Below are 25,310 nucleotides of genomic sequence, written 5' to 3'. Positions count from 1 at the left end.
ACCGTCCAGACCGCGGTCGGCGGGCGATGGTGTGGCGGTTCGCCGCCCCCACCGCACCGCCGCCGGCCGCCCGCCCCCGCCGCCCCGGGAGGCCGCCGTTGCACGGACCCTCGCTGATCAGCTGGCTGCTCGCGCTCCTCACCGCCACCGCCGGCGCCTACTGCCTCACCCGGCTGCGCCACTCCCCCTGCGCCACCGACACCACTCACCACTTCGGCGCCCGCCGCCTGCTCGCCCGGGAGTCCGACGCCGCCGAGGCCCTGATGGGGCTCGGCATGGCCGCCATGGCCGTGACCGGCGGCGCCGTCCCGGCCACCGTCTGGGCCTGGGTGTTCGGTCTCCCCGCCACCACCTTCCTGCTCGCCGCCGTACGCGCCCCGGCCCGCCGGGCACACCGGCTGCACCACGCGATCGGCGCGCTCGCCATGACGTACATGGCGCTCGCGATGACCGCCACCCCCGGCCATCACCACCACGCCGCCGACGCGGGCACGCCGCTGCTGACCGGCTCCCTCCTGCTCTACTTCGGCGCCTACTCGCTGTGGGCCGGCACCCGGCTCCTGCACACGGCCTCCGGGACCGTGGCACTCGGCACCGCCGGCCTGCCCCGGGCCTGCCGGCTCACCATGGGCATCGGCATGTTCGCCATGCTCCTGACCATGTGAGCCCGGATCGATCCAAGAGCCCATCCCTGACGTGGCGTTGGTCACTGGCCGGTCGAAAGCCGTTCCTCCGGACGTCATCAGCGCATAGGTTGGCAGGGAGCGCGTTGTCGCGTTCCGTGCGTACTCGGGGAGCCCATGCGATGACTGCCCTGATCGGCCTGCTGCTGCTCGGACTGCTGCTCTCGACCGTCGCGCCCCGGCTGCTGGCCCGGGCCCGCTGGGCGGAGCGCGAACCGGTGCTGGCGCTGCTGGCGTGGCAGTGCCTGGTGGTGGCCGTGCTGCTGTGCTGCGCCCTGGGCCTGCTGCTGGCCGCCTCCGCCGCGCTGCCCGAACTGCGCGCCCTGGTGTTCTCGGGCGCCCCGCACGGCGTCGAGGCCGCGTACGGCCTCCAGGACGCGGAGGGCTGGGGCCGGCTGTGCGCCGCGGTGCTGGCGGCGGGCGGCCTGCAGACGGTGCTGGCGCTCACCCGCGAAGTCCGTTCCGCGAAGGCGATCCGCGACCACCGACATGCTCAACTCACGGTCCGCGCTCCGGAGTTGCCCGAGGCCATCGCGTCCGCCCGCAGTCGCCGGGAGCGGCTGGTGGTGCTGGAGAACGTCCGCCCGGAGGCGTGGTCGCTGCCCGGCCCGGACTCCCGCCTGGTGGTCACCACCGGCGCCCTCCAACAGCTGACCGACCGGGAGTTGGCCGCCGTCCTGAGCCACGAGCGCGGGCACGTCCGGGCCCGGCACCACTGGCTCCAGCAGTGCGCACAGGCGCTCGCCTCCGGCTTCCCCGGGGTCGGCGTGTTCAGCGCCTTCCGGGCCCAGGTGGAGGAACTGGTGGAGCTGGCGGCCGACGACCGGGCGGCGCGCCGGCACGGCCGGCACACCACCGCCCTCGCGCTGGCCGAACTCAACCTGGACCGCGGGGTGTTCGGCTCCTGCCCGCCCGGTCTGGCGCAGTCCCCGCGGCGGGTGGACCGGCTGCTCGCGGGCCGTCCTCGACTGTCCGTCCCGCACCGGCTGCGGCTCACCGTCGTCGCCCTCGCCGCACCTGCCGCGGCCGTCCTGCTGGCCGTCGCCCCGGGGCTGACCTCGCTCCTCTGAGAAGGCCCACACCCCTCCGGAAAGGCCCAACCCGGGCGTCGGTCCACCGAGTTGACACCAGGTCAGCTTTCCGGCGGCTCACCCAGCGGCCCGAGCGGAGCGCCGAGGGTCAGTTCGAGCACCTCACGATGGAGCGGCCTGGCCTGCTCGTACCGCTCCCGACCGGTCCCGGTCAGGGTGATCACGATGGCCCGCCGGTCGCTCTCGCACATCGCCCGGGTGACCAGCCCGCCCTTCTCCAAGCGGGCGATCACCCGGGACAGCGCGCTCTGGCTGAGGTGGACGGTGTGGGCCAGCTCCTGTGCCCGCAGCGCATGACCGCCGCCCTGGCACCCCTCCACCAGGCGCTCCAGCACCTCGAACTCGCTCACGCCCAGCCCGCACTTGTCACCCAGCTCGCGATCGAGCATGCAGGCCGTGGCGGCATGCCGGGCCAGCAGGTCGCGCCATTGCGCGACGAGACCGGCCTCCGCCGGGGAGTCGAGATCAGCCACGGTGCCACCCTAGCACGTGCGCCGTAAAATTATGTGTTCACATCTTATTCATTTGCATTGAATGCACACGCATGTACTGTCCTCCCCATGACCACCGCGACCGCCTCGTCACCCGACGCCCCGTCAACCAGCGGGCTGAGCTGGACACCCCGCCTCTGGGGCACCCTGATCGTGCTCTGCGCCGCCATGTTCCTGGACGCCCTGGACGTCTCCATGGTCGGCGTCGCCCTCCCGTCCATCGGCTCCGAGCTGCACCTCTCCACCTCCGCCCTGCAATGGGTGGTCTCCGGCTACGTGCTCGGCTACGGCGGCCTGCTGCTGCTCGGCGGCCGCGCCGCCGACCTGCTCGGCCGCCGCCGGGTCTTCCTGGTCGCCCTGGGCGTCTTCGCCGCCGCCTCGCTGCTCGGCGGCCTGGTCGACGACGGCGGGCTGCTGATCGCCGCCCGCTTCCTCAAGGGCGTCAGCGCCGCCTTCACCGCCCCCGCCGGCCTGTCGATCATCACCACGACCTTCGCCCAGGGCCCCGCCCGCAACCGGGCGCTGTCGATCTACACCACCTGCGGCGCCAGCGGCTTCTCGCTCGGCCTGGTGCTCAGCGGGCTGCTCACCTCGGTCGGCTGGCGCTGGACGTTCCTGATGCCCGTTCCGGTCGCACTGCTCGCCCTGCTCTTCGCGGTCCGGCTGCTCCCCCGCCCCGCCGAGGAGCGCGCCAAGGGCGGCTACGACGTGCTGGGTGCGATCACCGGCACCGCGACCGTGCTGCTGCTGGTGTTCACCGTCACCGAGGCGCAGGGCGTCGGCTGGCTGAGCCTGCGCACCGTCGGCTCGCTGGTCGTGGTCGCCGCACTGGCCGCAGCCTTCCTGCTGGTGGAGAGCCGCACCGCCCACCCGCTGGTCCGGCTCGGCATCTTCCGCAACGGCTCGGTCGCCCGGGCCAACGTGATCGCCTTCGCCATGGCCGGCGCGTACGGCGGGTTCCAGTTCGTCGTCACGCTCTACCTGCAGCACCTGCTGGGCTGGTCGGCGCTGCAGATGGCCCTCGGGCTGCTGCCGGCCGGCGCGTTCATCGCGCTCTCGGCACCGTTCATGGGCCCGATCGTGGACCGCTTCGGCACCGGCCGGCTGCTGCCGATCGGCCTGCTGGCCCTGGTCGGCGCGTTCGCGCTGTTCCTGCGGCTGGACGAGCACAGCTCGTACCTGGGTCTGGTCCTGCCCTCGATGCTGCTGCTCGGCGTGGGCTTCGCGCTGGCCTTCCCCTCGGTGAACATCGCCGCCACCGACGGGGTGGGCGACGAGGAGCAGGGCCTGGCCTCCGGCCTGGTCAACACCGCGATCCAGGTCGGCACCGCGGTGGTCCTGGCCGGCGCGACCGCGATGATCGCCGCCGGCAGTGCCGGCGGCGACAGCCCGCAGGCGCAGCTGGACGGCTACCGGCCGGCCCTGGTGTTCGTCACGGCGGTCGCGCTGTTCGGCCTGCTGATCGCCGCGGTGGGCGCCCTGGTCGACCGGCGGCGGACGTCAGCTCCCGCGCCGGTGCCGGACTACGATTACCCCCCGGTCGGGTCGAGCGCGGCGCGGACCGAAGTCCTGACCAACCGCTGACCGTCGACCGCCGCCCGGGCCGGGCCCCGGCCCCCGCCGTCGGACAATGGCGCCGGCTCCACCAAACCCCCGTTTTGGTGGAGCCGGCCGTCTTCGTACCGGGCGCCCGAGCGGCGCCCACCGGCGCGCGGTTTCACGGTGCGACTACCGGCTCCGCCAGTATATTGGCCCGGAGCCAACGAACGTTCGGAGCAGACACGATGGCACCTCGCGGGGATTCGGTCAATGAGGAGATGCGGCAACGCTCCCGTCGGCGCATCATGCGAGCCACCGTCGAACTGGTCGACCGGCACGGATACGCGGGCACCACGCTGACCGACATCGCCGAGCGGGCCGGGCTCGCGCGCGGGCTGCTCTCCTACTACTTCGACGGGAAACGGCTGCTGATGCAGTCGGCGACGCACCGGATGATGCACCAGTCGCTCTCCGGCGCGCTCGCCGAGCTGGCCCCGGACGCCACGCCGGCGGCCCGGCTGGCCCGCGCGATCGACGCGGTCCTCACCCTCGCCCTGGAGCACCCGCGGGTGATGCGCTCGCACCTCGCGCTGATCCTGGACCCGGACTCCGGTGCCTTCGTCCAGGACCCGGAGCAGCAGCAGCTCGGCGCGATCCTCCAGGGCCTGCTGCTCGACTGGGGCGCGCCGGACCCGGCCGCCGAGCACGCGGTGCTGCGCAGCGCGCTGATGGGCGGCTGCATCGGGGTGCTGCTGCCGGGCGCCGAACTCCCGCTGGCACTGATCCGGGCCGACCTGTTCCGCCGCTACGACCTGCCCTGGGAACTGGGCACCCCGCCGCAGGCCCTGCCGCCGGAACGCGAACGGCCGCCGGCCCGCGGCTGACGGCGGGTGGACGGCGGCTGGGTGTCCGGGCGACCGATCGCGGGTCGCCGGACCCGTACGTTCTGCCGGGAGTTCGCCTCAGCGCTCCTTGAGGATCGACGCCAGCAGGTCCACGGTCCGCTCGGGCGTGAGGCTGTCCACGCAGAGCCGCTCCATGACCTGGATGTACGCGTCGACGTCGTCCCGCTTGTCGAGGTACAGCGCGCTGGTGAGCTGCTCCAGGTAGACGACGTCGGCGAGGTCCTGTTCGGGGAAGCGCAGGATCGTGAACGCCCCGGACTCCCCCGCGTGCGCGCCGAATCGGAACGGCATCACCTGGATCACGACGTTGGCCTGCTCGGCGACGTCGATCAGGTACTGCACCTGGCCGCGCATCACCTTGGGCCCGCCGACGGGGCGGCGCAGCGCGGCCTCGTCGATCACGGCCCACAGTCGCGGGCTGGCGCCCTCGGTCAGCAGCTTCTGGCGACGCAGGCGGAGGCTGACCCGCCGCTCGATCTCCTCCTCGCTGACGACCGGCCGACTCTGGCCGAAAACCGCCCGTGCGTACTCCTCGGACTGCAGCAGTCCGGGGATGAACTGCACCTCGTAGGTGCGGATCAGCTGGGCGGCCTCCTCCAGGCCGACGTAGGTCTGGAACCAGCCCGGCAGCACGTCGTTGAAGCTGTGCCACCAGCCGGACTTGTTGGCCTCGCGGACCAGCCCGAGCAGTGCCTCCCGCTCCAGGCCGTCGTCCACGCCGTAGAGGCTGAGCAGGTCGGCGACGTCGCGCTCCTTGAAGCTGACGCGGCCGAGTTCCATGCGGCTGATCTTGGACTCCGAGGCCCTGATCGCGTAGCCGGCGTCCTCGCGCGTGATGCCTCGCGTCTCACGCAGGCGACGCAGCTGAGAACCGAGGAGGATCCGGCGGACCATCGAGCCGCCGCCCGGCTGAACTGTGGTCATGCGGTCGAAACCTCCACCTAGGGCAAACAGCGCACAGTCTGCCATCAGTTGAGCGCTCACGGTGCCGATACTGACGGATGTTCCTATCAGTTCCACACTCCACACACCAGGATGCACGTGCATCCGGCGCTTGCATATGCCAATAGTGCGACTGCACGTGAATCGACTCTTGCATCTGCAGTGAGCGCACACCACCATGGTGCACGTGCACCTGCACATCCCTGGCATTCCCGCGGGCTCCGCGTCGACCCCACGCGCGACTCCGTGCACCGACCCGGCAGCGTTCCCCCGCGCCACCGGGGGTTCGTGTGCGCGCGCGCTGGTCGAGGGGGCGGCCGAGCGGCCGAGCGAGTCGGAGGTGACCGGCATGACCCCGGCGGGTCCAGCCGTGTCCGCCCCCTTATGGGAGGAGCTCTTCATGAGCACCGGTACGGCTTTGGCGGTTGACCCCCATGTGGTCACCTGTACGCTCGCTCCTCGCTTCGAAGCCGTCAGAACCGCGCGCGACTTCGCCAGAACCTCTCTTCAGCGCTGGGGCCTGATGGAGCTGTTCGACGACGTCGCGCTGGTGGCCTCGGAGCTGGTGACCAACGCACTGCGGCATGCGATCGGCGCACGGCCCGACCCTGCGGGTGGCGTCCAGGGCGAGTACGACTTTCCCATACAGCCGACCCCTGAGGGACGGCTGCCGATCCGAATAAGCCTGGTCCACCGCTCTCCCCAGGTGGTCTGCGCGGTGAGCGACCCGAGCTGCATCGGCCCGGTCGCCCGGGAGGCGGACTTCGTCGCCGAGTCCGGCCGCGGACTGCACCTGGTGGAGTCCTTCAGCCGCTCCTGGGGTTGGCACCCGCTGGGCAGCGGCAAGGTGGTCTGGGCCCTGTTCGAGGCGGAGCCGGCCACCGGTTCCGAACTCGGTGGACGGCACCGGCGCTCGGCCTAGCGCCAGGCGGCGCGCGGCCGGCCGAGGGAGGCCCCGGGAGGACCGCACCCCGGGCTCCGCGGAGCGGATCGACGGGCCTGGCACAGGTGCGCCACGGGCTCCGGCCCAGCCCTCAGGGCGATTCCCACGACGATTCCCGGGCCTGCCTCCCGGACGAGCCGGCCGGACCGACGGCCGGGCACCCCGGCGGCCCGACTCCCGTCCACGTCCGGGCCCCCAACCGTGCGCGGGACCACCCGCCGCACCTGCGCACGGTCGGCCACGAGAACGCCCGTCGCGAGAGCGCCCGTCGTGTGGCCCCGGACCGGCCCCGGACAAGACAAAGGCCGTCGCGGTGTCAGTACCCACGACGGCCCCCCGATGGCAGGACGACGGCCGGTCAGACCGCCAGGTGGTCGAACTCCCCGTCCTTGGCCCCCAGCAGCAGGGCGGCGATCTCGGCCCGGGTGTAGATGAGCGCCGGACCTTCCGGGAAGCGCGAGTTGCGCATCGCCACATCGCCCCCCGGCAGGGCCGCGAACTCGACGCAGTTCCCCTGGGAGTTGCTGTGCAGGCTCTTCTGCCAGACAACCCCCTTGAGGTCGGCGGCCGCCATCCCGTTGTAGGTGTCGTACGAGCCGTACGTGTCCTGCGAGTCGTGCATAGAAATCTCCCGAAGAGCTCCGGAGTGGTCGTCCAGCGCGGCGCTCCCGGCACCCGCCGAACGAACGGACCGGCCCCGTACCGGCCCGGCACAACGCCTCACTTGACGCGATGATAGCTGCTGTGCACGTGCATCAGCACGGGACATTGCAGGTGCACGAGGCCTTTCACCGGCAGTTCTGAACTCTTCACGGACCCTTCTCCTGACGGTACGTAAACGGACATAGCCGAGTGAATCGCCAGATTCTCGATAACCGGCCGTGAGCGGCTCCCCGCTGAATGTTGATCTTCAGGCGCCCGGAGTCGCGCCTTCGTGACCCTCCGTCAGGCGACCTCCTGGCTGTGAGACATCTCACGCGCCACAGAAGCAACTCGACGCCCCGTCGGACACGTCAGGGCAACCAGCGGTGATCGCTCGAAGGCTGGGTGAGATATGTCCGGATTGCGGGCAAACCGCCCGGACGGACACGACGGGAGCGCGGCGCACCCGCCATGACCACGTGAAACTCGAACGGCAGCCGAATGCAGGCCTGACGGGCCGATGTCCTACGATCTCCGGCATGAGCACCGCAGCCATCCCGGGCGCGCCACTGCCCGTCCGCACTCCAGGCTCCCGTGCGCGGGGGCGCCACCGTCGCCCCGAGCGCCCCGAGATCCCGGCCGGATCCCCGGCCCTGGTGCTCGCCGTGCCCGCGACCGCCGGGCCCGAGTCCCGCTCGGTCGTCGAGGAGCTGCTGTCGATCGTCCGCAGCGAGCAGAGCGGCATCCAGACCGCCGTCGGCTACCTCCCGGGCGAAGCCGCCCAGGGCGCCGACAGCGACGACCGCACCGTCGCCGAACTGCTGGCCATGGCCGCCGAGGCCGGCCTGCCCGCGCCGGTCCTGGTGCCGCTGGTACCCGGCCCGCACGGATTCCTGACCGAACTCCACGCCCTCGCCGCCGAGTACGGAGCCCCCGTCACCGACGTGCTCGGCCCGCACCCGCTGCTCGCCGAGGCCGTGCACGTGCGCCTGTCCGAGGCCGGCCTGGCGCGTGCCGACCGGGCCCGGCTGTTCGCCATCGCGACCGCCGCGGACGGCGTCGTGCTGACCACCGTCGGCGGCGAGGAGGCCGCCGCCGCGGCCGGCATCACCGGTGTCCTGCTGGCGGCCCGGCTGGCCGTCCCGGTCGTGCCCGCCGCGCTCGACGTGCCGGGCTCGGTCGCCGCGGCCGTCAACCACCTCAAGGAGACCGGCTCCCAGCGCCCGGCGCTGGCCCCGCTGGTGATCGGGCCGGAGGCCGACTCCGAGCTGCTCGCCACGGCCGCCGAGGAGACCGGCTGCCCGTCCGCGGCTCCGCTGGGCGCCTACCCCACGGTCGGCCAGCTGATCGCCTCCACCTACCTGGCCGCGCTGCCGGCGCCCTCCCCCGAGGCCCTGGCGCAGGCCGAGGCCGAGGCGGCGGAGGCCGCCGAGGGCACCCACGCCGACCACTCCGGCCGGGGCGGTCACGCCGCTCACGCCGCCGCCGAGGAGTCGGCCGGCCAGCAGTAGCGGTCACCGCACGCGGGAAGGGCCCGGAACGGCTACGTTCCGGGCCCTTCCCGCTTGTCCCGTAAGGGAGTTAAAGAACGAATAGGTGCGATGTCCGTTCTGTCCATATTTGTTCACCATCGCTCGACACATCCCCCGACGACCACAGTGCGGACACGCCGCCCTCCCGACGGACGGGCCCCCGGGCGACCCGACCCACCGTCACCCGCCTCCTGAAGCGCAGACAGTTGCGCGCACCCTTCGCGGGGTTGCCGGAAATCGGTCATTTCCGATCATGAAAAGCGAGGGGAACGACCGTTCTCGCCAAACTGTGATGCGCGTCACAGGTGTTTGCAGTTTGAACTTAAGTCTGCTTAACGTGCTCCCCGTTCGTGGCCACACGAACCCAGTTCATCCGCGACGCCGAGTCCTGCCGTCGGATGTCCTGGCAACGCGAAAACGCACCACGGCAGGAGCGGGGGACCCACAGGTAAGTCGCCCCGGACCGTTCCCCGGAACGATCCAGGGCTAGGGGTGAAGCCGCGCCCACAGCGCGGCCGGGCAACTCCAGCCCGAATCCGACAGCTCACCTCGCAGGCGTGGGAGAGGACTGCGTCTTCATGCTGCCCACCAACGGCACCCGTCTGTCCAGTCGTACCCGACGCGTGATCGCCGCCGTCGGCGTCGCGGGCGTCGGCCTCACCATCCCCTGCCTCACCTCCGGCACCGCCTCCGCCGCCTCCGTCGCCACCTGGGACAAGGTCGCCCAGTGCGAGAGCACCGGCAACTGGAGCATCAACACCGGCAACGGCTTCTACGGCGGACTGCAGTTCACCTCCAGCACCTGGGCCGCCTTCGGCGGCACCGCCTACGCCCCCCAGGCCAACCAGGCCACCAAGGACCAGCAGATCGCCGTCGCCGAGAAGGTCCTCGCCTCGCAGGGCCCCGGCGCCTGGCCCGTGTGCTCGGTCCAGGCCGGCCTGACCAAGGGCGGCGCCCCGGCCGCCGTCGACACCTCGGCCGGTTCGACCGCCGGCTCGGCTGCCGGTTCGACCGCCACCAAGCCCGCCGCGAAGCCGGCCGCCCCGGCCGCGAAGCCCGCGCAGACCCCGGCCCCGGCCGCGAAGCCCGCCAAGCCGGCCGCACCGGCCCAGGACCAGGCGCAGGCCCCCGCCGACTCCACCAACGGCACCTCGGCCCAGAAGGGCCAGAGCCAGGCCCAGAACAGCGCCCAGCCCCAGGCCGACGACTACACCGTCGCCTCCGGCGACTGGCTGTCCTCGATCGCCGACAAGCACAACCTCCAGGGCGGCTGGCAGCGGCTGTACGAACTCAACCGCGGCACCCTGACCGAGGGTCCGGACAGCATCTACCCGGGCCAGCGCCTCTCGTTCAAGGACGGCGGCCAGGCCCAGCAGTCGGCTCAGGCCGACCGGTCCGGCTCCGGCTCGTCGGCCACGTCCGGCTCGGACTTCACCTGGTTCGACCGCTCGCAGAAGTCCGGCCAGACCTCCAACGGCGCTGCCGCGAACGCCAAGCCGGCCGCCCAGCCCCAGGCCCAGGCCACCAAGCCGGCCGCCCAGGCTCAGACCCCGGCTCAGACCCCGGCCGCCACCGGCAGCATGGCCGCCGCGGTCTCCTTCGCCCAGTCGAAGGTCGGCCAGGCGTACATCTACGGCGGCACCGGCAACGGCGGCTGGGACTGCTCCGGCCTGACCCAGGCCGCGCTGCGCGCCGCGGGCGTCTCCGTCCCGCGCGTCGCCGCCGACCAGGCCGCCGCCAGCACCCGCGTCTCGCTGGACAGCCTGCAGGCGGGCGACCTGCTGTTCTGGTCCAACAACGGCCAGAACTCCGGCGTCTACCACGTCGCGATCTACATCGGCGGCGGCCAGTACGTCGAGGCCGCCAACCCGAGCTCGGGCGTGCGCCTGCAGACCGTCGCCAACTGGGCGCCGGACTTCGCCGGCCGGGTCTGAGCACGACCGACGGGTGACAGCCGACAACTGGCGGCTGACCCGGAACCCTGGCGGCACACGACGGGCCCCGGAGAGCAACTGCTCTCCGGGGCCCGTCCGTTGACCGTCCTCAGCGCGCGCAGGCCCCCGTGGACCCGCGCATGACCAGCTCCGGCTGGAACATGAACTCCCCGCGCTGGACGGCGTTTCCGCCGACCTCCTCCAGCAGCGCGTCCACCGCCGCGGTCGCCATCGCCTCGACCGGCTGGCGGATCGTGGTCAACGGCGGCTCGGTGAAGGCGATCAGCGGCGAGTCGTCGAAGCCGACCACCGAGACGTCGTGCGGCACCGACAGCCCACGCTGCCGCACCGCCCGGATCGCCCCGAGCGCCATCATGTCGCTGCCGCAGACGATCGCCGTGCAGCCCTTGTCCAGCAGCGCGCCGGCCGCCGCGTGCCCGCCCTCCACGCTGAACAGCGTGTGGTGGACGAGTTCCTCGGCCTCCTCCTGGCTCCGTCCCAGCACCTCGCGCATCGCCGCCGTGAAGCCCTCGATCTTGCGCAGCACCGGCACGTACCGCCGCTGCCCGACCGCCAGCCCGATCCGCTCGTGCCCGAGTTCGGCCAGGTGTTGGACGGCCATCCACATCGCGGCCCGGTCGTCCGGCGAGATGAACGGCGCGTCGATCCGCTCGCTGTAGCCGTTGATCAGCACGAACGGCACCCCTCGCCCGGTCAATCGGGCGTAGCGGTCGTGGTCGGCGGTGGAGTCGGCGTGCAGCCCGGAGACGAAGACGATGCCCGCCACGCCCCGGTCGACCAGCATCTCGACCAGTTCGTCCTCGGTGGACCCGCCCGGCGTCTGGGTGCACAGCACCGGGGTGTACCCGTGCCGGCTGAGCACCTGCTCGATCACCTGGGCCAGTGCGGGGAAGATCGGGTTGCTCAGCTCCGGCGTGATCAGCCCGATCAGGCCGGCGCTGCGCTGGCGCAGTCGGGTCGGCCGCTCGTAGCCGAGCACGTCGAGCGCCGCCAGCACGGTCTGCCGGGTGGCGGCGGAGACGTTCGCCTTGCCGTTGAGTACGCGGGAGACGGTGGCTTCGCTGACCCCCGCCTGCGCCGCGATGTCTGAGAGTCGCGCCGTAGTCACGGTCCCAGAGCCTATTGCAACCACGTCAGACCGCCCACCAGCCGGTGCTGTCCGGCGCGAGCACCGTCTCGCCGCCGTCGACCACCAGTTCCACCGAGGAGAGCAGCAGCTTTCCGGGCGCCGCTATCCGGACCGGCGCGTCCGTGGCGTTGACGGTGCAGACGAAGGAGCCGCGGCGGAACGTCAGGGTCCCCTCGGGGCCCTCCAGCCACTCCACGGCCGTCCCGGCGCCGAGGTCGTCCTGGGAACGGCGGACGGCGAGCGCGCTGCGGTACAGCTCCAGGGTGGACGCCGGGTCGCCGGTCTGCGCCTCGACGCTCAGCGCGGCCCACTCGGCCGGCTGCGGCAGCCAGGACGGCCCGCCGGCGACCGGGCCGAAGCCGTACGGGGCCTCGGTGCCGGACCACGGGATCGGGACGCGGCAGCCGTCGCGGTAGCCGTCCTGCCCGGCCTTGCGGAAGAACGACGGGTCCTGGCGGACCTCGTCCGGCAGGTCGGTAACGTCCGGCAGACCGAGTTCCTCGCCCTGGTAGATGTACGCGGAGCCGGGCAGCGCGAGCATCAGCAGGGTGGCGGCGCGGGCGCGGCGCAGGCCGAGCTCGCGGTCGCCGGGCGTGCGGATCTGGGTGCCGAGGCCGGGCGGGTTGGCGAAGCGGGTGGCGTGCCGGGTGACGTCGTGGTTGGACAGCACCCAGGTGGTGGGGGCGTCGACCGGGCGCATCGAGTCGAGCGAGACGTCGATCACCTCGCGCAGCGCGGCGGCGTCCCAACCAGTGCCCAGGTACTGGAAGTTGAAGGCCTGGTGCAGCTCGTCGGGGCGCACGTAGTTGGCGGTGCGCTGGACGGTCGGGGTCCAGGCCTCGGCGACGCCGATCCGCTGGCCCGGGTACTCGTCGAGGATCTTGCGCCAGCTGCGGTAGATCTCGTGCACGCCGTCCTGGTCGAAGAACGGCATGACGTCGTTGCCGAGCAGCTTGAGCTGGTCCGAGCCGCCGAGGTCGGGCAGGCCGGGGGCCTTCACCAGGCCGTGGGCGACGTCGATGCGGAAGCCGTCGACGCCCATGTCGAGCCAGAACCGCAGGATCGAGCGGAACTCGTCGGCGACGGCCCGGTTCTCCCAGTTGAAGTCGGGCTGCTCGGGGGCGAACAGGTGCAGGTACCAGTCGCCGGGGGTGCCGTCCGGGTTCTCGCTGCGGGTCCAGGCCGGGCCGCCGAAGATGGACTCCCAGTCGTTGGGCGGCAGTTCGCCGTTCTCGCCCTTGCCGGGGCGGAAGTGGTACCGCTCGCGCAGCGGGGACTCGGGGCCCTCGCGCAGGGCCCGCTGGAACCACTCGTGCTGGTCCGAGGAGTGGTTCGGGACGAGGTCGACGATGATCCGCAGCCCCAGCTGGTGGGCGTCCCGGATGAGCGCGTCGGCGTCCAGCAGGCTGCCGAACATCGGGTCCACGGCGCGGTAGTCGGCGACGTCGTAGCCCGCGTCCGCCTGCGGCGAGGCGTAGAACGGCGAGAGCCAGACCGCGTCCACGCCGAGGTCGCGCAGGTACGGCAGGCGGCTGCGGATGCCGGGCAGGTCACCCATGCCGTCGCCGTTGGAGTCGGCGAAGCTGCGCGGGTACACCTGGTAGATGACCGCGTCCCGCCACCAGCCTCTGGACGCGCCGCCAGTCGCAGGAGCCGGGGTGACCGCCTCGTGGGCGGCGGCGTCGGCGGCAGGCCGGGAGGTGTCGGCCAGGTTCTGGGTCATGGACGGTATCCCTTGGGGACTAGAGGAGCGAGGAGCGTTACGACTTGGAGGCACCGGCTGTCAGACCGGTGACCAGGTGGCGCTGCACCAGGTAGAAGAAGGCTGCCGACGGGATCGCGATCAGCACGGCGGTCGCGGCCATCAGGTTCCACTGGGCGTCGTGCTCGCTGACGAAGGTCTGCAGGCCCACGGCCAGCGTGTACTTGTCGGAGCTGAGCATGAAGGTGGAGGCGAACGGCACCTCGGCCCAGTACGTGAGGAAGGAGTAGAAGGCGGCCACCGCCAGGCCCGGGCGGGCGAGCGGCAGCACCAGCCGCCAGAAGGTGCCGAACGGGCTGAGCCCGTCGACCCGGCCGGCCTCGTCGATCTCCACCGGGATGGTGTCGAAGTAGCCCTTCAGCAGCCACGCGCAGTACGGCACGGTGGTGGTCGAGTAGACCAGGATCAGGCCCAGGTAGCTGTCCAGCAGGCCGAGGTCGGAGAGCATCGTGTACATCGGCACGATCAGCACCGCGATCGGGAACATCTGGGTGACCAGCAGCGACCACATCAGCGGCCGGTGGCCGGGGAAGCGCATCCGGGAGACGGCGTAGCCGGTGGTGGCGGCGACCAGGACGCCGAACACGGTGGTGACGCCGGAGACCAGCAGGGCGTTGCCGAACCAGGTGAAGAAGTCCGTGTCGAACAGCACGTGGTGGTAGTTCGACAGCGTGAGCTTGTCGAGGATCGCGCCGGGGTGGAGGTAGTCGGTCTTGTCCGGGCCGAGCGAGACGAAGAGGATCCACGCCACCGGGAACAGCGCGATCAGGCCGGCCACGATCAGGGTGCCGTGGGACAGCGCCCTGGCCAGCAGGCTGCTCTCACCGCGTCGGCGGACCTTGGCCGGCCGGGCGGCCGGGGCCACGGTCGTCGCGGGGGTGGGGAGTTCGGTGGTGGTGCTCATCGGGGGTACCTGCCTTCGTGGGTCAACTGGGTCCGGAGCCTCAGCCGTTGGCCTGCTCGTTGCGGGCGAGCCAGCGCCGGTAGAAGGCGGTGAAGACGATCAGGATGGACAGCAGGATCACGCCGTAGGCGGCGGACTGCGCGTAGTCCCGGGGGATCTGGCCGAAGCCGAGGCGGTAGGCCCAGGTGACCAGCAGCTGGGCGTCGGGCGCACCGGTGCCGAAGAGCAGGAAGATGACGTTGAACTGGTTGAACGTCCAGATCACGCCGAGCAGGACGACGGTGGAGGAGACGGCCCGCAGCCCGGGCAGGGTGACGTACCGGAAGCGCTGCCACGGCGTGGCGCCGTCCATCTCGGCGGCCTCGTACAGCTCGGCCGGGATCGACTGCAGGCCGCCGAGCAGCGAGATCATCATGAACGGCACGCCGGCCCAGGTGTTGACCAGGATCGCGGCGGACTTCTGCGCCCACGGGTCGGTGAGCCAACCGGGTTCGGGCAGGTGGAGGAAGGCGAGCATGCTGTTGACGACACCGCCGTCGGACAGCATCAGTCGCCAGGAGAAGACGGTGACGAAGGTCGGCACGGCCCAGGGCAGGATGAGCAGCATCCGGTAGACGGCGCGGCCGCGCAGCTTCTTGTTGAGCAGCAGGGCGAGGCCCAGGCCGAGGGTGTAGTGCAGGCAGACGCAGATGGCCGTCCAGGCGATGGTCCAGACGAAGTGGGACCAGAAGCGGTCGTACGAGCCGGGGCCCCACAGGATGTCGGCGTAGTTGTGGAAGCCGACGAAGTCGTAGCTGGCCGGGATCTCGTTGACGCCGATCTTGCGGGCGACGTTGAGGCTGTTGGCGTCGGTCAGGGTGAGCCAGAGGCCCTGGACCAGCGGGTAGAGCACCAGCGCACCGAGGACCAGCACCACGGGGGCGATCATCGCGTAGGCGTACCAGTGCTTGGCGTAGGAGCGCTTGACGCGTTCCAGCAGGCCCGGACGCTGCTCGCGCTCCGGGCTGCCCTTGCCGGTGGCGCCCTGCACGGCGACTGACATCGATTGACACCTTCTCGGGGGGAAGTCTCGGGGAGAGCGGGTCCGGCCGCCGGGCCCGCCGGGTGGCCGCCGCCGCGAGAGCGGCGGCGGCCCGGACGGCCGACGGCGACTACTTGGCGAAGCCCGGCAGCAGCTTGGCGTAGTCGGTGGCGACGGTGTTCAGCGCGTCCTGGGTGCCGGTGCCCTGGACGGCCTTGCCCAGGTTGGTGCCGAGCGAGGAGAACAGCGAGCTGTACTCGGGCAGTTCGGGGCGCGGCTTGGCGCTGCCGAGGACGGCCTGGAAGCCGGCGATGCCGGGGTCGGCCTTGACGTCGGCGGTGAAGGCGTCGGAGCGGGTCGGCAGGGTGGAGTTCTTCTGCGCGATGAACGCCTGGCTCTCCGCCGAGGTCATGAAGGCGGCGAACTTCTCGGCGGCGGCCTTGTGGGCCTGGTCGGCACCGGCGTAGACGGAGATGTTGTGCCCGCCGGTGGGCGCACCGGACTTGCCGCTGGAGCCGGCCGGGACGGGCGCGATGCCGAGGTTGTTCTTGTCGGCGAACGCGGCGCCCTTGTAGATGTTGGTGATCTCCCACGGGCCCTGGACGATGGCCGCGACCTTGCCGTTGTTGAAGGCGTCCATCATGTGCGCGTAGGCATCGGTGGTGACGTCGGCCTTGGCCATGCCGGGCGCGGTGAACATCGTCTTGTAGGTCTCGATGGCCTTGACGGCCTCCGGCGAGGTGACGGTGATCTTCTTGCCGGCGGCGTCGACGGTGTCGGTGCCCTCGCCGAACAGGAACGGCATCGCGTAGTAGCCGTCTGCGGCCTTCAGCCAGAAGCCGTCGACACCGGCCTTGTCCTTGAGCGCGGCGGCGTCGGTCTTCAGCTCGTCCCAGGTCTTGGGGGCGTCGGTGATGCCGGCCTTGGCGAACAGCTCCTTGTTGTAGAGCAGGCCCAGGGTGTCGGTGACCAGCGGCACGCCGTACAGCTTGCCGTCGAACTTGGCCTGCTGGATCAGGCTGGGCTGGAAGGCGGAGGTGTCGGCGACGGCCGGGGTGCCGTCGAGCGGCTCCAGGTAGCCGGCCTTGGCGAAGGCGGCGGTCCAGCCGACCTCGGAGCGGAACACGTCCGGAGCGCCCTTGGCCCCCATGGCGGTCTGGAGCTTGTTCTGCGCCTGGTCGAACGGGACGTTGACGAAGTCGACCTTGACGTTCGGGTTGGCGGCCTCGAACTTCTTGACCAGCTCCTGGTAGTTCGGCGCCTCGTTGGTGGCGTTCGAGGTGTCCCAGTAGGTGAGGGTGACCGGCCCGTCGGCCTTGCCGTTTGAGCTGGAGCCGCTGCTGCCACAGGCAGCCATCGAGACCGCGAGGGCCACAACGAGGGCAGAGGCCGCGATGCCACGCCGCATGAGAACTCCTTGGGAGGGTGGGGGTGCCCGAGATCTTCGGAGACAGGCGCATAATGGCTGCCTCGTGCCGACTGCACCGTTGCTGCCGTCGGGCTCGGAAGGAAGTTAACAGCGGTGCAATAGCGACGGAAAGTCCTTGCAGCAAGTTTCTGCAAGAAATGGCGATCGTTACGCCCACGTGTCCTGGGCGTAGCCGCACGGTAGTTGACAGTGCGACCAAATGTCCGTGTTCGCCCGTTTCGAGCCGGTACCGGATGGCCGAGAGCACCACCATCCCTGGCCGAAAACCGCTTGCAGCAGACTGAACGCATGCGTATCAGAGCCGCCATGAGGGACGAACTACCGCTGCTGTGCGAACTGGAGCGGGCCGCCGGGGCCCCCTTCGCCGCGATCGGCATGCCGGAGATCGCCGACGACGAACCACCGGCCCCGCACGAGCTGGCCCACTACCTGGACGCGGGCGTCGCCCTGGTCGCCGTCCCCGACGCGACCGACCTGCCCCACGGGACCGACCTGCCCGACGCGGCCGACCTGCCCCAGCAGCCCGGTCCCGGTTCGATCGCCGGCTACCTGCTCGCCGAGCCGGTGGACGGCGCCCTGCACATCGAACAGGTGTCGGTCCACCCCGACCACGCCCGCCGCGGCATCGGCCGGGCGCTGATCGAACACCTCGCGGCCGGCACCGACGCCCCCGCGCTCACCCTCACCACTTTCGCCGACGTCCCCTGGAACGCCCCCTACTACGCCCGCTGCGGCTTCCGCCCGCTCGCCGACCACGAGCTCACCCCGGGCCTGCGGGAGATCCGCCGCAAGGAGGCCGAGCACGGTCTCGACCGCTGGCCCCGGCTCTGCATGCGCCGGGACCTCGCACGGGACCCCCGGCAGGCCCCCCAGCGGGACCTCACCCCGGACGCGCCCGGAGCGCTCAGCTGACGCCCAGCCGCAGCACGGTGGTCGAGCGGAACTCCTCCCCCGGCCGCAGCACGGTGCTCGGGAACGCCGGGTGGTTCGGGGAGTCCGGGAAGTGCTGGGTCTCCAGCGCGATCCCGGCGAACGGCCCGTACGGGACGCCGCTCGCGCCGGTGACCGCCCCCTGGAACTTGTTGGCCGTGTAGACCTGGACGCCCGGCTCGGTGGTCAGCACCTCCAGGGTGCGCCCGCTGACCGGGTCCTCCAGCAGCGCCGCCCGGGCCGGGCCGCCGTCGGCCGGCCGGGCCCGGAGCACCCAGTTGTGGTCGTAGCCGCCGGGCCCGGCCAGCTGCGGGTGGTCGTCGTGCACCGACTTGCCGATCGGCGTGGCCACCGTGAAGTCGAACGGCGTGCCGGCCACCGGTTCGGTCCGCCCGTAGGGGATCTGCCGCTCGTCGGCCGGGGTGTAGGCGTCGGCGTCGAGGGTGAGCAGGTGGCCGAGGACGTCGCCGTTCCCTTCACCCGCAAGGTTGAAGTACGCGTGGTTGGTCAGGTTGACCACGGTCGGCTTGCTGGTGACGGCGCGGTAGGCGATCACCAGCTCGCCGGCCGGGTCCAGGGTGTAGGAGACGGTGACGTCCAGCGCGCCGGGGAAGCCCTGGTCGCCGTCCGGGCTGTGCAGCCGCAGCCGCACCCCGCCCTCGATCCCCTCGGCCTCCCAGATCCGCTGCGCGAAGCCGTCCGGCCCGCCGTGGATGGTGATGCCGCCACCGGTCGGGGCGAGCGGGTGCTCCTCGCCGTCGATGGTGATCCTGGAGCCGTCGATCCGGTTGGCGTACCGGCCGACCGCGGTGCCGTAGTGCCGGGCCGGGCCGAGGATCTGCGTCAGCTGGTCGGTGGAGAGCAGCAGTTGGGCGGGGCGCCCGGCGCGGTCCGGGCCGGTGAGGGTGTGCAGGGTGGCGCCGAGGGTGAGCACGCTCGCCTCGTACGGGCCGGCGGAGAGCGTCCAGCGCTCGATCGCGGCGCCCGCGCCCGAGGGGTCGAGGGGTTCGTGCCGCACGCTGGTGGCCTCGCTCGCCATGGCCTGCTCCTCACTGGCGGTCGCGGGGTGCCGTGACCGCCCCGGTTCCGGGTCCGTCCAGGGGGTCGCCACGGCGACCCCACGTCTGCGTCAGCCTAGCGACGGCGACCGCCCCGGGAGCGCTCCCGTGCCTCCGCGCGCCGCCCGGGCGCCCGCCGCCCGCACGCCCGGGCCGCCACGGCTACTCCTCCTCGGACTCCGCCCCCGGCCGGGTGGCCCCGCGCGGCTGCGTCGGCAGCCCGAGGGCGGAGGCCAGGCCGTCCGGCCCGCTGCCCGCCTTGCGGTAGACCGCGGCCAGTCGACGGTTGACCAGGCTGAGGTGCACGCCGAGCTCGTCGGCGATGCGCTGCGGCGGCACGCCCTGCACCGCGAGGTTGGCGACCTCCCACTCGGGCTGGCTGAGCGTCTCCCGGAAGTCGCGCAGCCCCAGCCGGTTGGGCCGCAGGCCGTAGTTGGCCAGCTCCCGCCGCGCCTGGTCGACCAGCCCCTCGGCCGAGCAGTGCTGGGCCAGTTCGATGCCCTGGTACAGGTACTCCTGCGCGTCCTCCAGCCGCCCGACCCGGCGCAGCGCGGCGCCGAGGTCGACCAGCGCGACGGCGTGCTCGTACCCGGCCGGCGACTGGCCGAGGTGCATCACGGCCTGCTCCAGCAGCTCGACCGCCTGCTGGCCGTCCTCGATCTGGGCGTTCAGCCGCAGCGCGGTGCCGATCGCCGAGGCGGTGCCGAAGGTGCGGGCGTCCTGGACGGCCTTGTGGGCGTACTCGCGGGCCCGGTCGGGCTCGTCGGCCGCGATCGCGATGGCGAGGTGGCCGGCCCAGGGCGCCCAAACGGTGTTGTGCCAGCCGCGGGCCTCCAGTTGGGCGCCGGCCTCGGTGAGTGCGGCGGCCGCCCCGGCGTAGCGCTTCTTGGCGATCAGCAGCTTGCCGTACAGCGAGGGCGCGTCGGGCAGCACCATCGCGGTCGCGTGGTACGGCGGGTGGAAGCCGAACTTGACGGCGAGTTCCCAGGCCTCCTCGGTCCGGCCGCGGGCGAGCAGGGTGTCCACCAGGACGCCGACGGCGTCCCAGGCGAGCGGCAGCTTGGGGCCGATCCGCTCGGACAGTCGCAGCGCGCGGCGCAGGAAGTCCTCGGCCTCGGCGAGCAGGCCGCGGCGGAAGCGGGCGAGGCCCATCAGGAAGTACGCGAAGCCCCGGTGGGCACTGCTCCACCCGGCGACCTCGAACTGGATGATGGCGTCCGCGAACAGCCGCTCGGCCTGGGCGATGCGGTCGTTGTAGGTGTAGGTGAGGCCGAGCATGGAGGGCAGTTCGAAGCCCCAGGTGCTGTTGGTCCAGCCGAGTCCCTTGGGCAGCCGGCCTGCGTCGAGGACCGAGTCGGCGTAGGTCAGAGCCTCGGCGGAGGGGGCGCCGCGCAGGGTGAGGTCCCAGGCGCGCATCGCGAGGACGGCCCGGTCGGCGGCGTCGCGGGTGCTGAGGCCGTCGCACATGAGGCCGAGCCGGGTGGAGCGGCCGGGCCCGTCGTCCTCGGACTTGCGGAAGGCGTGCCACATGAACGAGGCGGCCTGGAGCCGGAGTCGGCCGGCCGGGTCGGCGGTCTGCTCGGCCTCGTCCTGGCAGACCACCGCGGCCTGGCGCAGTTCGCCGCTGTGTGCGAGCACCTCGGAGAGCCGGAAGGTGGCGTCGACCCGCAGTTCGGGGCGCAGCGGCCCCTCGTCGGGGTCGAGGGCGAGCTTGAGCTGGTTGACGGTGGCGACGGGGTCGGTGAGCAGCGCGGAGCAGCCCAGTTCGTACAGCACCTCGGCGCGGATGTCGTCGGCCGGGGGTTCGTTGAGGGCTCGGTGCAGGCAGCGCTGGGCGGCTTCGGGGGCGCCGATCAGCAGGTGTTCGACGGCGGCCCGGCGCAGTTTGCGGACGGTCTTGTCGTCGCCCTCGCCGGAGAAGGTCTCGACGAGGTGGCGGGAGGCGGCGAGCAGGCCGAGTCCGGCGTTCTCGATCTCGGCGGCGGCGACGCCGTGCATGCCGGTGCGGGTGGCCTCCGGCATGGTGTTGTAGATCGAGCTGCCGATCAGCGGGTGGACGAACTCCAGGTTGCCGTTGGGGGTCTGGGTGAGCACGCGCTGCTTGCGCAGCTGCTTGATGGCTTCGCGGGCGCCCTCGGTGGTCTGGGCGCAGATCCGGGTGGCGAGGTCGACCCGGATGTCGGTGCCGAGCATCGCGCAGGCCCAGGCGAAGCGCAGGGTGCCGGAGCCGAGCCGGTCGATCCAGCTCTTGAGGGTCATTCCGGTGGCGTCGACGGCGAGTTCGCGCAGTTGTTGGGAGTTCTCCTCGACCGGTTCGAGGTCCTGGTCGCGGACCTGGTCGAGCAGGGCGACGGCTTCGAAGGGGTTGCCGTTGACGACGTTCCAGAACTCGTAGCAGAAGGCGTCCTCGGCCTTGTCGCCGAGCTCGGCGCGGATCATGTCGGTGACGGAGACCAGCGAGAGCCGGTTGAGCTCGTGCTTGCTGGTGGCGAGGCCGAGGACGGCCTTGCGGTGCTGCTGGATCTCGGTCGGCCAGTCGCTCTCGTCCTCGCGGAAGGCGAAGACGAGCAGGACGGGCAGTTCGCGGGAGCGGACGGCGAACTGGGTGAGCCAGGAGAGCGACTCGTGGTCGCCCCAGTGCAGGTCGTCGACGATCATGACCAGCGGGGCCCGGCGCGGCGCGAGTTGGGTGAGGACGTAGTCGAGGCCGTCGCGCACGCCCTGGGGGTCGAGGCGGCGGGCGCCGGCCTTGGGCCGCTTGAGGCCCATGGCCGGTCCGACGACCTCCTCCCAGGTGCCCATGACCTGGCGGAACTCGTCGGGCTCCAGGCTGGTGAGGAGGGGTTGGAGGAGCTGGCGCAGCACGTGGTAGGGCTCGTTGAACTGGCGTTCGCCGCCGCGGGCGAACAACACGGTGGCGCGGTCGCGGAGTTTGGCGACCCGTCGGACCTCGTGCAGCAGGCTGGTCTTGCCGATGCCGGGGCGGCCGGAGAAGGCGAGCAGTTCGCCGATCTCGGTGCCGCCGGCCGCGAATTCGCAGCAGAGTTTGTCGACGGCCGTTTCGACGGAGCGCAGTTCGGCGTCGCGGTCGCGCAGCCTGACCCTCGGCGAGGTGCTGTCGCCGTCCCGGCCGGAACCTGATCCCGTCCGAAGTTCGTTGTCCTGCTCGGTCACCGTCGTGCCTCCGCCTCGCCACTCGCGTCACAGCCCGTGTCGCTGCTCGCATCACTGCCCGTGGAGCCGAGGTTAGCGCTGCGTGGCACTCGCTGTGGGGCATTCGCGCAGGCTGGGGCGGACGGTGAGGGTTCGGACGCCTTGCCAAGGGCAATTGCCCTATACCCCTAACGTCCGATCATTACATCAGATACCCTACGGCCCGCGAGGCGAAGATGATCTTTCGCTACCACCCTCTCCCCGGAAGCCTCGCCGCGTCAACTCCCCCCACACCGAGCGTTCGAACCACTAGTGCCCCCACCCTTCGCCGCACCGGGAGTCCGATGTCTGACGACACCTCACTTCAGATTCCGTTCCCGCACCGCCGCAGCCCGCACGGCCCGCAGGCCACCGCACTGCACCGTGACTGGCTGGTCCACCACCCGCTGCTCCCCGACGTCGACCACCCCGGGTACGCCCACTGGGAGGTGGTCGACCTCGCCGCCCTCGGCTACCCCGACACCGGCCCGGACGAACTCTCCCTCGCCGCCGACCTGATGGGCTTCTACTTCCTCTTCGACGACCAGTTCGACGGCCCGCTCGGCCGCCGCCCGACGGAGGTCGCCCCCATCTGCGAGCGGCTGATCGCCGTCCTGCACGGCGCCCGCCCCGACCAGGACTCGCCGGTCGAGACCGCCTTCGCCGACCTCTGGGACCGCAGCGTGCGCGGCATGCCCGCCCGATGGCAGGCCCGCGCCGCGTACAACTGGGAGTGGTACCTGGCCAGTCACCCCGCCGAGGCCGCCGGCCGCATCTCCACCCGGCCACCCGACCGCGACGGCTACCTGGTGCTCAGACGAGGCACCGCGGCGATGGAGACCATCTTCGACATGGTCGAACGCCTCGGCCAGTTCGAGGTCCCCGCCGCCGTCCTGCACCACCCGGTGCTGCGTCAACTGCGCCAGCTGGCCGCCGACATCCCCTCGCTCAGCAACGACGTCCGGTCGTTCCCGCTGGAGGCCCCGCGCGGCGACGTCAACAACCTGGTGATGATCGTCCAGCGCGAGCGCCGCTGCTCGGCCGAGGAGGCCTGCGCGGTGGTGCTGGAGGAGGCGCAGCTGATGGTCGAGCGCTGCCGGGACCTGCACGGCCGACTGCCGGACGTCTACCGGGAGTTGGGGCTCTCCCGGGTCGAACGGACGATCGCCCAGCGGTACGCGGACGGGCTGGTCACCTGGCTCGCCGGCTACCTGTACTGGGAGTCCCGCACCGGCCGCTACCACGCGGTCTGACACCGTCCCGACCGGAGCGCGGAGACATGGTGCGCGCCCCCGCGCGACGGCCGGAACGTGCACCCTCCGTACGGGCCGGGCGCACGGACCGTAGCCGCGCCCCGCGCCGGGCGGCTATCGTGCTCGACGGCGGACGCCCCGGCGGGCATCCGCCCCGAATTGCGTGTCCGCACCCTCCCGCCGGGCCGCCCCGCGCCGGGCGCGGCCCGGCGCGCCGCCCCCGCCACCCGGTCCGGGCGGCGCCCGACGTCGCGAGGAGACACCAGAGCATGACGGTCTACCAGCCCCCCGGCACGCCCGGCAGCATCGTCGCCTACCGCTCCCGGTACGAGCACTGGATCGGCGGCGACTGGACCCCGCCGGCGCGCGGCGAGTACTTCGGCGACCCGACCCCGGTCACCGGCGAGGTGTTCACCGAAGTCGCCCGCGGCACCGCCGAGGACATCGAGGCCGCGCTGGACGCGGCCCACGCCGCCGCCCCCGGCTGGGGGCGCACCCCGCCCGCCGAGCGGGCCCAGGTGCTGCTGCGGATCGCCGACCGGATGGAGGCGAACCTGGAGCGGCTGGCCGTCGCGGAGAGCTGGGAGAACGGCAAGCCGGTGCGCGAGACACTGGCCGCCGACCTCCCGCTCGCGGTCGACCACCTGCGCTACTTCGCGGGCGCGCTGCGCGCCCAGGAGGGCGGCCTGTCCCAGCTGGACGAGGACACCGTGGCGTACCACTTCCACGAGCCGCTGGGCGTGGTCGGCCAGATCATCCCGTGGAACTTCCCGATCCTGATGGCGGTCTGGAAGCTCGCCCCGGCGCTCGCGGCCGGCAACGCGGTGGTGCTCAAGCCCGCCGAGCAGACCCCGGCCTCGGTGCTGCTGTGGGCCGAGCTGACCGCCGACCTGCTGCCGCCCGGTGTGGTCAACATCGTCACCGGCTTCGGCGAGGAGGCCGGCGCCCCGCTGGCCTCCAGCAACCGCATCCGCAAGATCGCCTTCACCGGCGAGACCACCACCGGCCGGCTGATCGCCCGCTACGCCAGCGACAACCTGATCCCGGTCTCGCTGGAACTCGGCGGCAAGAGCCCCAACCTGTTCTTCGCGGACGTCGCCGACGCCTCGGACGCCTTCTACGACAAGGCGGTCGAGGGCTTCGCGATGTTCGCCCTCAACCAGGGCGAGGTGTGCACCTGTCCCAGCCGGGCGCTGATCCAGTCCTCGGTCTACGAGCGGCTGCTCGCCGACGGCCTGGAGCGGGTGCGCGCGATGCGCCAGGGCGACCCGCTGGACACCGAGACCCAGGTCGGCGCGCAGGCCAGCGCCGAACAGCTGAAGAAGGTCCTCTCCTACTTCGAGATCGGCCAGGCCGAGGGCGCCAAGCTGCTGGCCGGCGGCGAGCGGGCCGACCTCGGCGGCGCCCTGGCCGGCGGGTACTACGTGACGCCGACGGTGTTCGAGGGCGTCAACAGCATGCGGGTCTTCCAGGAGGAGATCTTCGGCCCGGTCGTCTCGGTCACCCGCTTCGAGGACTTCGCCGAGGCGATCAGCCTCGCCAACGACACCCAGTACGGGCTCGGCGCGGGCGTCTGGACCCGCGACCTCAACACCGCCCACCGCGCCGGGCGCGCCATCCAGGCCGGCCGGGTGTGGACCAACTGCTTCCACGCCTACCCCGCCCACGCGGCCTTCGGCGGCTACAAGAACTCCGGCATCGGCCGGGAGAACCACAAGGCGCTGCTGGAGCACTACCAGCAGACCAAGAACCTGCTGGTCAGCTACTCCCCGGACGCGGTCGGCCTCTTCTAGGCCACGGCCTTCACGAAACACGGAGCGGGAGACCGGTCCCGGCCTCCCGCTCCGCCGCCACTCCCCGTGGCCGCACCGCGAACGCCCGTTGGGACGTCCACGCTGCGCAACCCTCC

Annotated in this window: 20 protein-coding genes and 1 riboswitch; of the genes, 10 read left to right on the top strand and 10 right to left on the bottom strand. The window is 72.0% G+C overall.

The window, feature by feature from the left end:
* Positions 1–98 precede the first annotated feature (98 nt).
* The gene (locus AB0O19_RS02045) at positions 99–665 is read left to right on the top strand and encodes a DUF5134 domain-containing protein (protein ID WP_363616982.1); all 567 of its coding nucleotides are present in this window, start codon (positions 99–101) and stop codon (positions 663–665) included.
* Positions 666–805: 140 nt separating this feature from the next.
* Positions 806–1,753 carry a M56 family metallopeptidase gene (locus AB0O19_RS02040; protein ID WP_363616980.1) on the top strand — a complete coding sequence of 316 codons (948 nt, stop codon included), beginning with the start codon at positions 806–808 and terminating at the stop codon, positions 1,751–1,753.
* Positions 1,754–1,815: 62 nt separating this feature from the next.
* Here AB0O19_RS02040 and AB0O19_RS02035 read toward each other — a convergent pair whose 3' ends face one another.
* The gene (locus AB0O19_RS02035) at positions 1,816–2,247 is read right to left on the bottom strand and encodes a MarR family transcriptional regulator (RefSeq protein ID WP_363616978.1); all 432 of its coding nucleotides are present in this window, start codon (positions 2,245–2,247) and stop codon (positions 1,816–1,818) included.
* Between the two features lie 87 nt (positions 2,248–2,334).
* Between AB0O19_RS02035 and AB0O19_RS02030 the strand changes: the two genes are divergently transcribed.
* Together AB0O19_RS02030 and AB0O19_RS02025 are read left to right on the top strand one after the other, a co-directional pair.
* Positions 2,335–3,849, top strand: coding sequence for an MFS transporter (locus tag AB0O19_RS02030; RefSeq protein ID WP_363616976.1), 1,515 nt, complete (start codon positions 2,335–2,337; stop codon positions 3,847–3,849).
* A 260-nt stretch (positions 3,850–4,109) separates the two neighbouring features.
* Positions 4,110–4,688, top strand: a complete 579-nt coding sequence (locus tag AB0O19_RS02025; protein WP_363616975.1) for a TetR family transcriptional regulator — start codon at positions 4,110–4,112, stop codon at positions 4,686–4,688.
* A 78-nt stretch (positions 4,689–4,766) separates the two neighbouring features.
* Here the strand turns inward: AB0O19_RS02025 and AB0O19_RS02020 are convergent, their stop codons facing one another.
* Positions 4,767–5,633 carry a helix-turn-helix transcriptional regulator gene (locus tag AB0O19_RS02020; protein ID WP_063350131.1) on the bottom strand — a complete coding sequence of 289 codons (867 nt, stop codon included), beginning with the start codon at positions 5,631–5,633 and terminating at the stop codon, positions 4,767–4,769.
* Between the two features lie 418 nt (positions 5,634–6,051).
* On the opposite strand from AB0O19_RS02020, the gene AB0O19_RS02015 reads away from it, so the two are divergent.
* A complete protein-coding gene (locus tag AB0O19_RS02015; RefSeq protein WP_363585896.1) occupies positions 6,052–6,573 on the top strand; it encodes an ATP-binding protein in 522 nt (173 codons plus the stop codon).
* 379 nt (positions 6,574–6,952) lie between these two features.
* Here AB0O19_RS02015 and AB0O19_RS02010 read toward each other — a convergent pair whose 3' ends face one another.
* Positions 6,953–7,216 (bottom strand): DUF397 domain-containing protein, encoded by a 264-nt coding sequence (locus tag AB0O19_RS02010; protein ID WP_363585895.1) that lies wholly within the window; start codon positions 7,214–7,216, stop codon positions 6,953–6,955.
* A gap of 559 nt (positions 7,217–7,775) precedes the next feature.
* On the opposite strand from AB0O19_RS02010, the gene AB0O19_RS02005 reads away from it, so the two are divergent.
* Positions 7,776–8,747: a hypothetical protein gene (locus AB0O19_RS02005; RefSeq protein WP_363616973.1), complete on the top strand. Its 972-nt coding sequence runs from the start codon at positions 7,776–7,778 to the stop codon at positions 8,745–8,747.
* 429 nt (positions 8,748–9,176) lie between these two features.
* A riboswitch (cyclic di-AMP (ydaO/yuaA leader) is annotated at positions 9,177–9,339 on the top strand.
* Positions 9,326–10,702: a transglycosylase family protein gene (locus AB0O19_RS02000; RefSeq protein WP_363616971.1), complete on the top strand. Its 1,377-nt coding sequence runs from the start codon at positions 9,326–9,328 to the stop codon at positions 10,700–10,702. (Overlaps the previous riboswitch by 14 nt.)
* A gap of 109 nt (positions 10,703–10,811) precedes the next feature.
* Here AB0O19_RS02000 and AB0O19_RS01995 read toward each other — a convergent pair whose 3' ends face one another.
* The 5 genes from AB0O19_RS01995 to AB0O19_RS01975 all read right to left on the bottom strand — a co-directional run bounded on the left by AB0O19_RS01995 (position 10,812) and on the right by AB0O19_RS01975 (position 16,947).
* Complete coding sequence (locus AB0O19_RS01995; RefSeq protein ID WP_208869121.1) at positions 10,812–11,831, bottom strand: LacI family DNA-binding transcriptional regulator; 1,020 nt, start codon at positions 11,829–11,831, stop codon at positions 10,812–10,814.
* A 25-nt stretch (positions 11,832–11,856) separates the two neighbouring features.
* The gene (locus AB0O19_RS01990) at positions 11,857–13,575 is read right to left on the bottom strand and encodes a glycoside hydrolase family 13 protein (protein ID WP_363616969.1); all 1,719 of its coding nucleotides are present in this window, start codon (positions 13,573–13,575) and stop codon (positions 11,857–11,859) included.
* A gap of 37 nt (positions 13,576–13,612) precedes the next feature.
* Positions 13,613–14,518, bottom strand: a complete 906-nt coding sequence (locus AB0O19_RS01985; protein ID WP_363585891.1) for a carbohydrate ABC transporter permease — start codon at positions 14,516–14,518, stop codon at positions 13,613–13,615.
* A 40-nt stretch (positions 14,519–14,558) separates the two neighbouring features.
* Positions 14,559–15,560, bottom strand: a complete 1,002-nt coding sequence (locus AB0O19_RS01980) for a sugar ABC transporter permease (RefSeq protein WP_363616967.1) — start codon at positions 15,558–15,560, stop codon at positions 14,559–14,561.
* A gap of 109 nt (positions 15,561–15,669) precedes the next feature.
* Complete coding sequence (locus tag AB0O19_RS01975; RefSeq protein ID WP_063350123.1) at positions 15,670–16,947, bottom strand: extracellular solute-binding protein; 1,278 nt, start codon at positions 16,945–16,947, stop codon at positions 15,670–15,672.
* 309 nt (positions 16,948–17,256) lie between these two features.
* Here AB0O19_RS01975 and AB0O19_RS01970 point away from each other — a divergent pair, with 309 nt between their 5' ends.
* On the top strand, positions 17,257–17,880 hold the full coding sequence (locus tag AB0O19_RS01970; protein ID WP_363616965.1) for a GNAT family N-acetyltransferase: 624 nt from the start codon (positions 17,257–17,259) through the stop codon (positions 17,878–17,880).
* Here the strand turns inward: AB0O19_RS01970 and AB0O19_RS01965 are convergent.
* Both AB0O19_RS01965 and AB0O19_RS01960 read right to left on the bottom strand, forming a co-directional pair.
* On the bottom strand, positions 17,873–18,937 hold the full coding sequence (locus AB0O19_RS01965) for an aldose epimerase family protein (RefSeq protein WP_363616963.1): 1,065 nt from the start codon (positions 18,935–18,937) through the stop codon (positions 17,873–17,875). The two genes, AB0O19_RS01970 and AB0O19_RS01965, sit on opposite strands and share 8 nt — an antisense overlap.
* Positions 18,938–19,118: 181 nt before the next feature.
* Positions 19,119–22,130, bottom strand: a complete 3,012-nt coding sequence (locus AB0O19_RS01960; protein ID WP_363616961.1) for an AAA family ATPase — start codon at positions 22,128–22,130, stop codon at positions 19,119–19,121.
* A 323-nt stretch (positions 22,131–22,453) separates the two neighbouring features.
* Between AB0O19_RS01960 and AB0O19_RS01955 the strand changes: the two genes are divergently transcribed.
* Together AB0O19_RS01955 and AB0O19_RS01950 are read left to right on the top strand one after the other, a co-directional pair.
* Positions 22,454–23,401: a hypothetical protein gene (locus tag AB0O19_RS01955; protein WP_363616959.1), complete on the top strand. Its 948-nt coding sequence runs from the start codon at positions 22,454–22,456 to the stop codon at positions 23,399–23,401.
* 269 nt (positions 23,402–23,670) lie between these two features.
* Complete coding sequence (locus AB0O19_RS01950; RefSeq protein ID WP_363616957.1) at positions 23,671–25,194, top strand: aldehyde dehydrogenase family protein; 1,524 nt, start codon at positions 23,671–23,673, stop codon at positions 25,192–25,194.
* The last annotated feature ends 116 nt before the right edge of the window (positions 25,195–25,310 follow it).

Origin of the sequence: Kitasatospora sp. NPDC091276 (assembly GCF_040684355.1) — a bacterium.
Lineage (GTDB): Bacteria > Actinomycetota > Actinomycetes > Streptomycetales > Streptomycetaceae > Kitasatospora.
The sequence above is the reverse complement of the archived record's forward strand: the minus strand, read 5'-3'. Positions and strand labels throughout refer to the sequence as shown.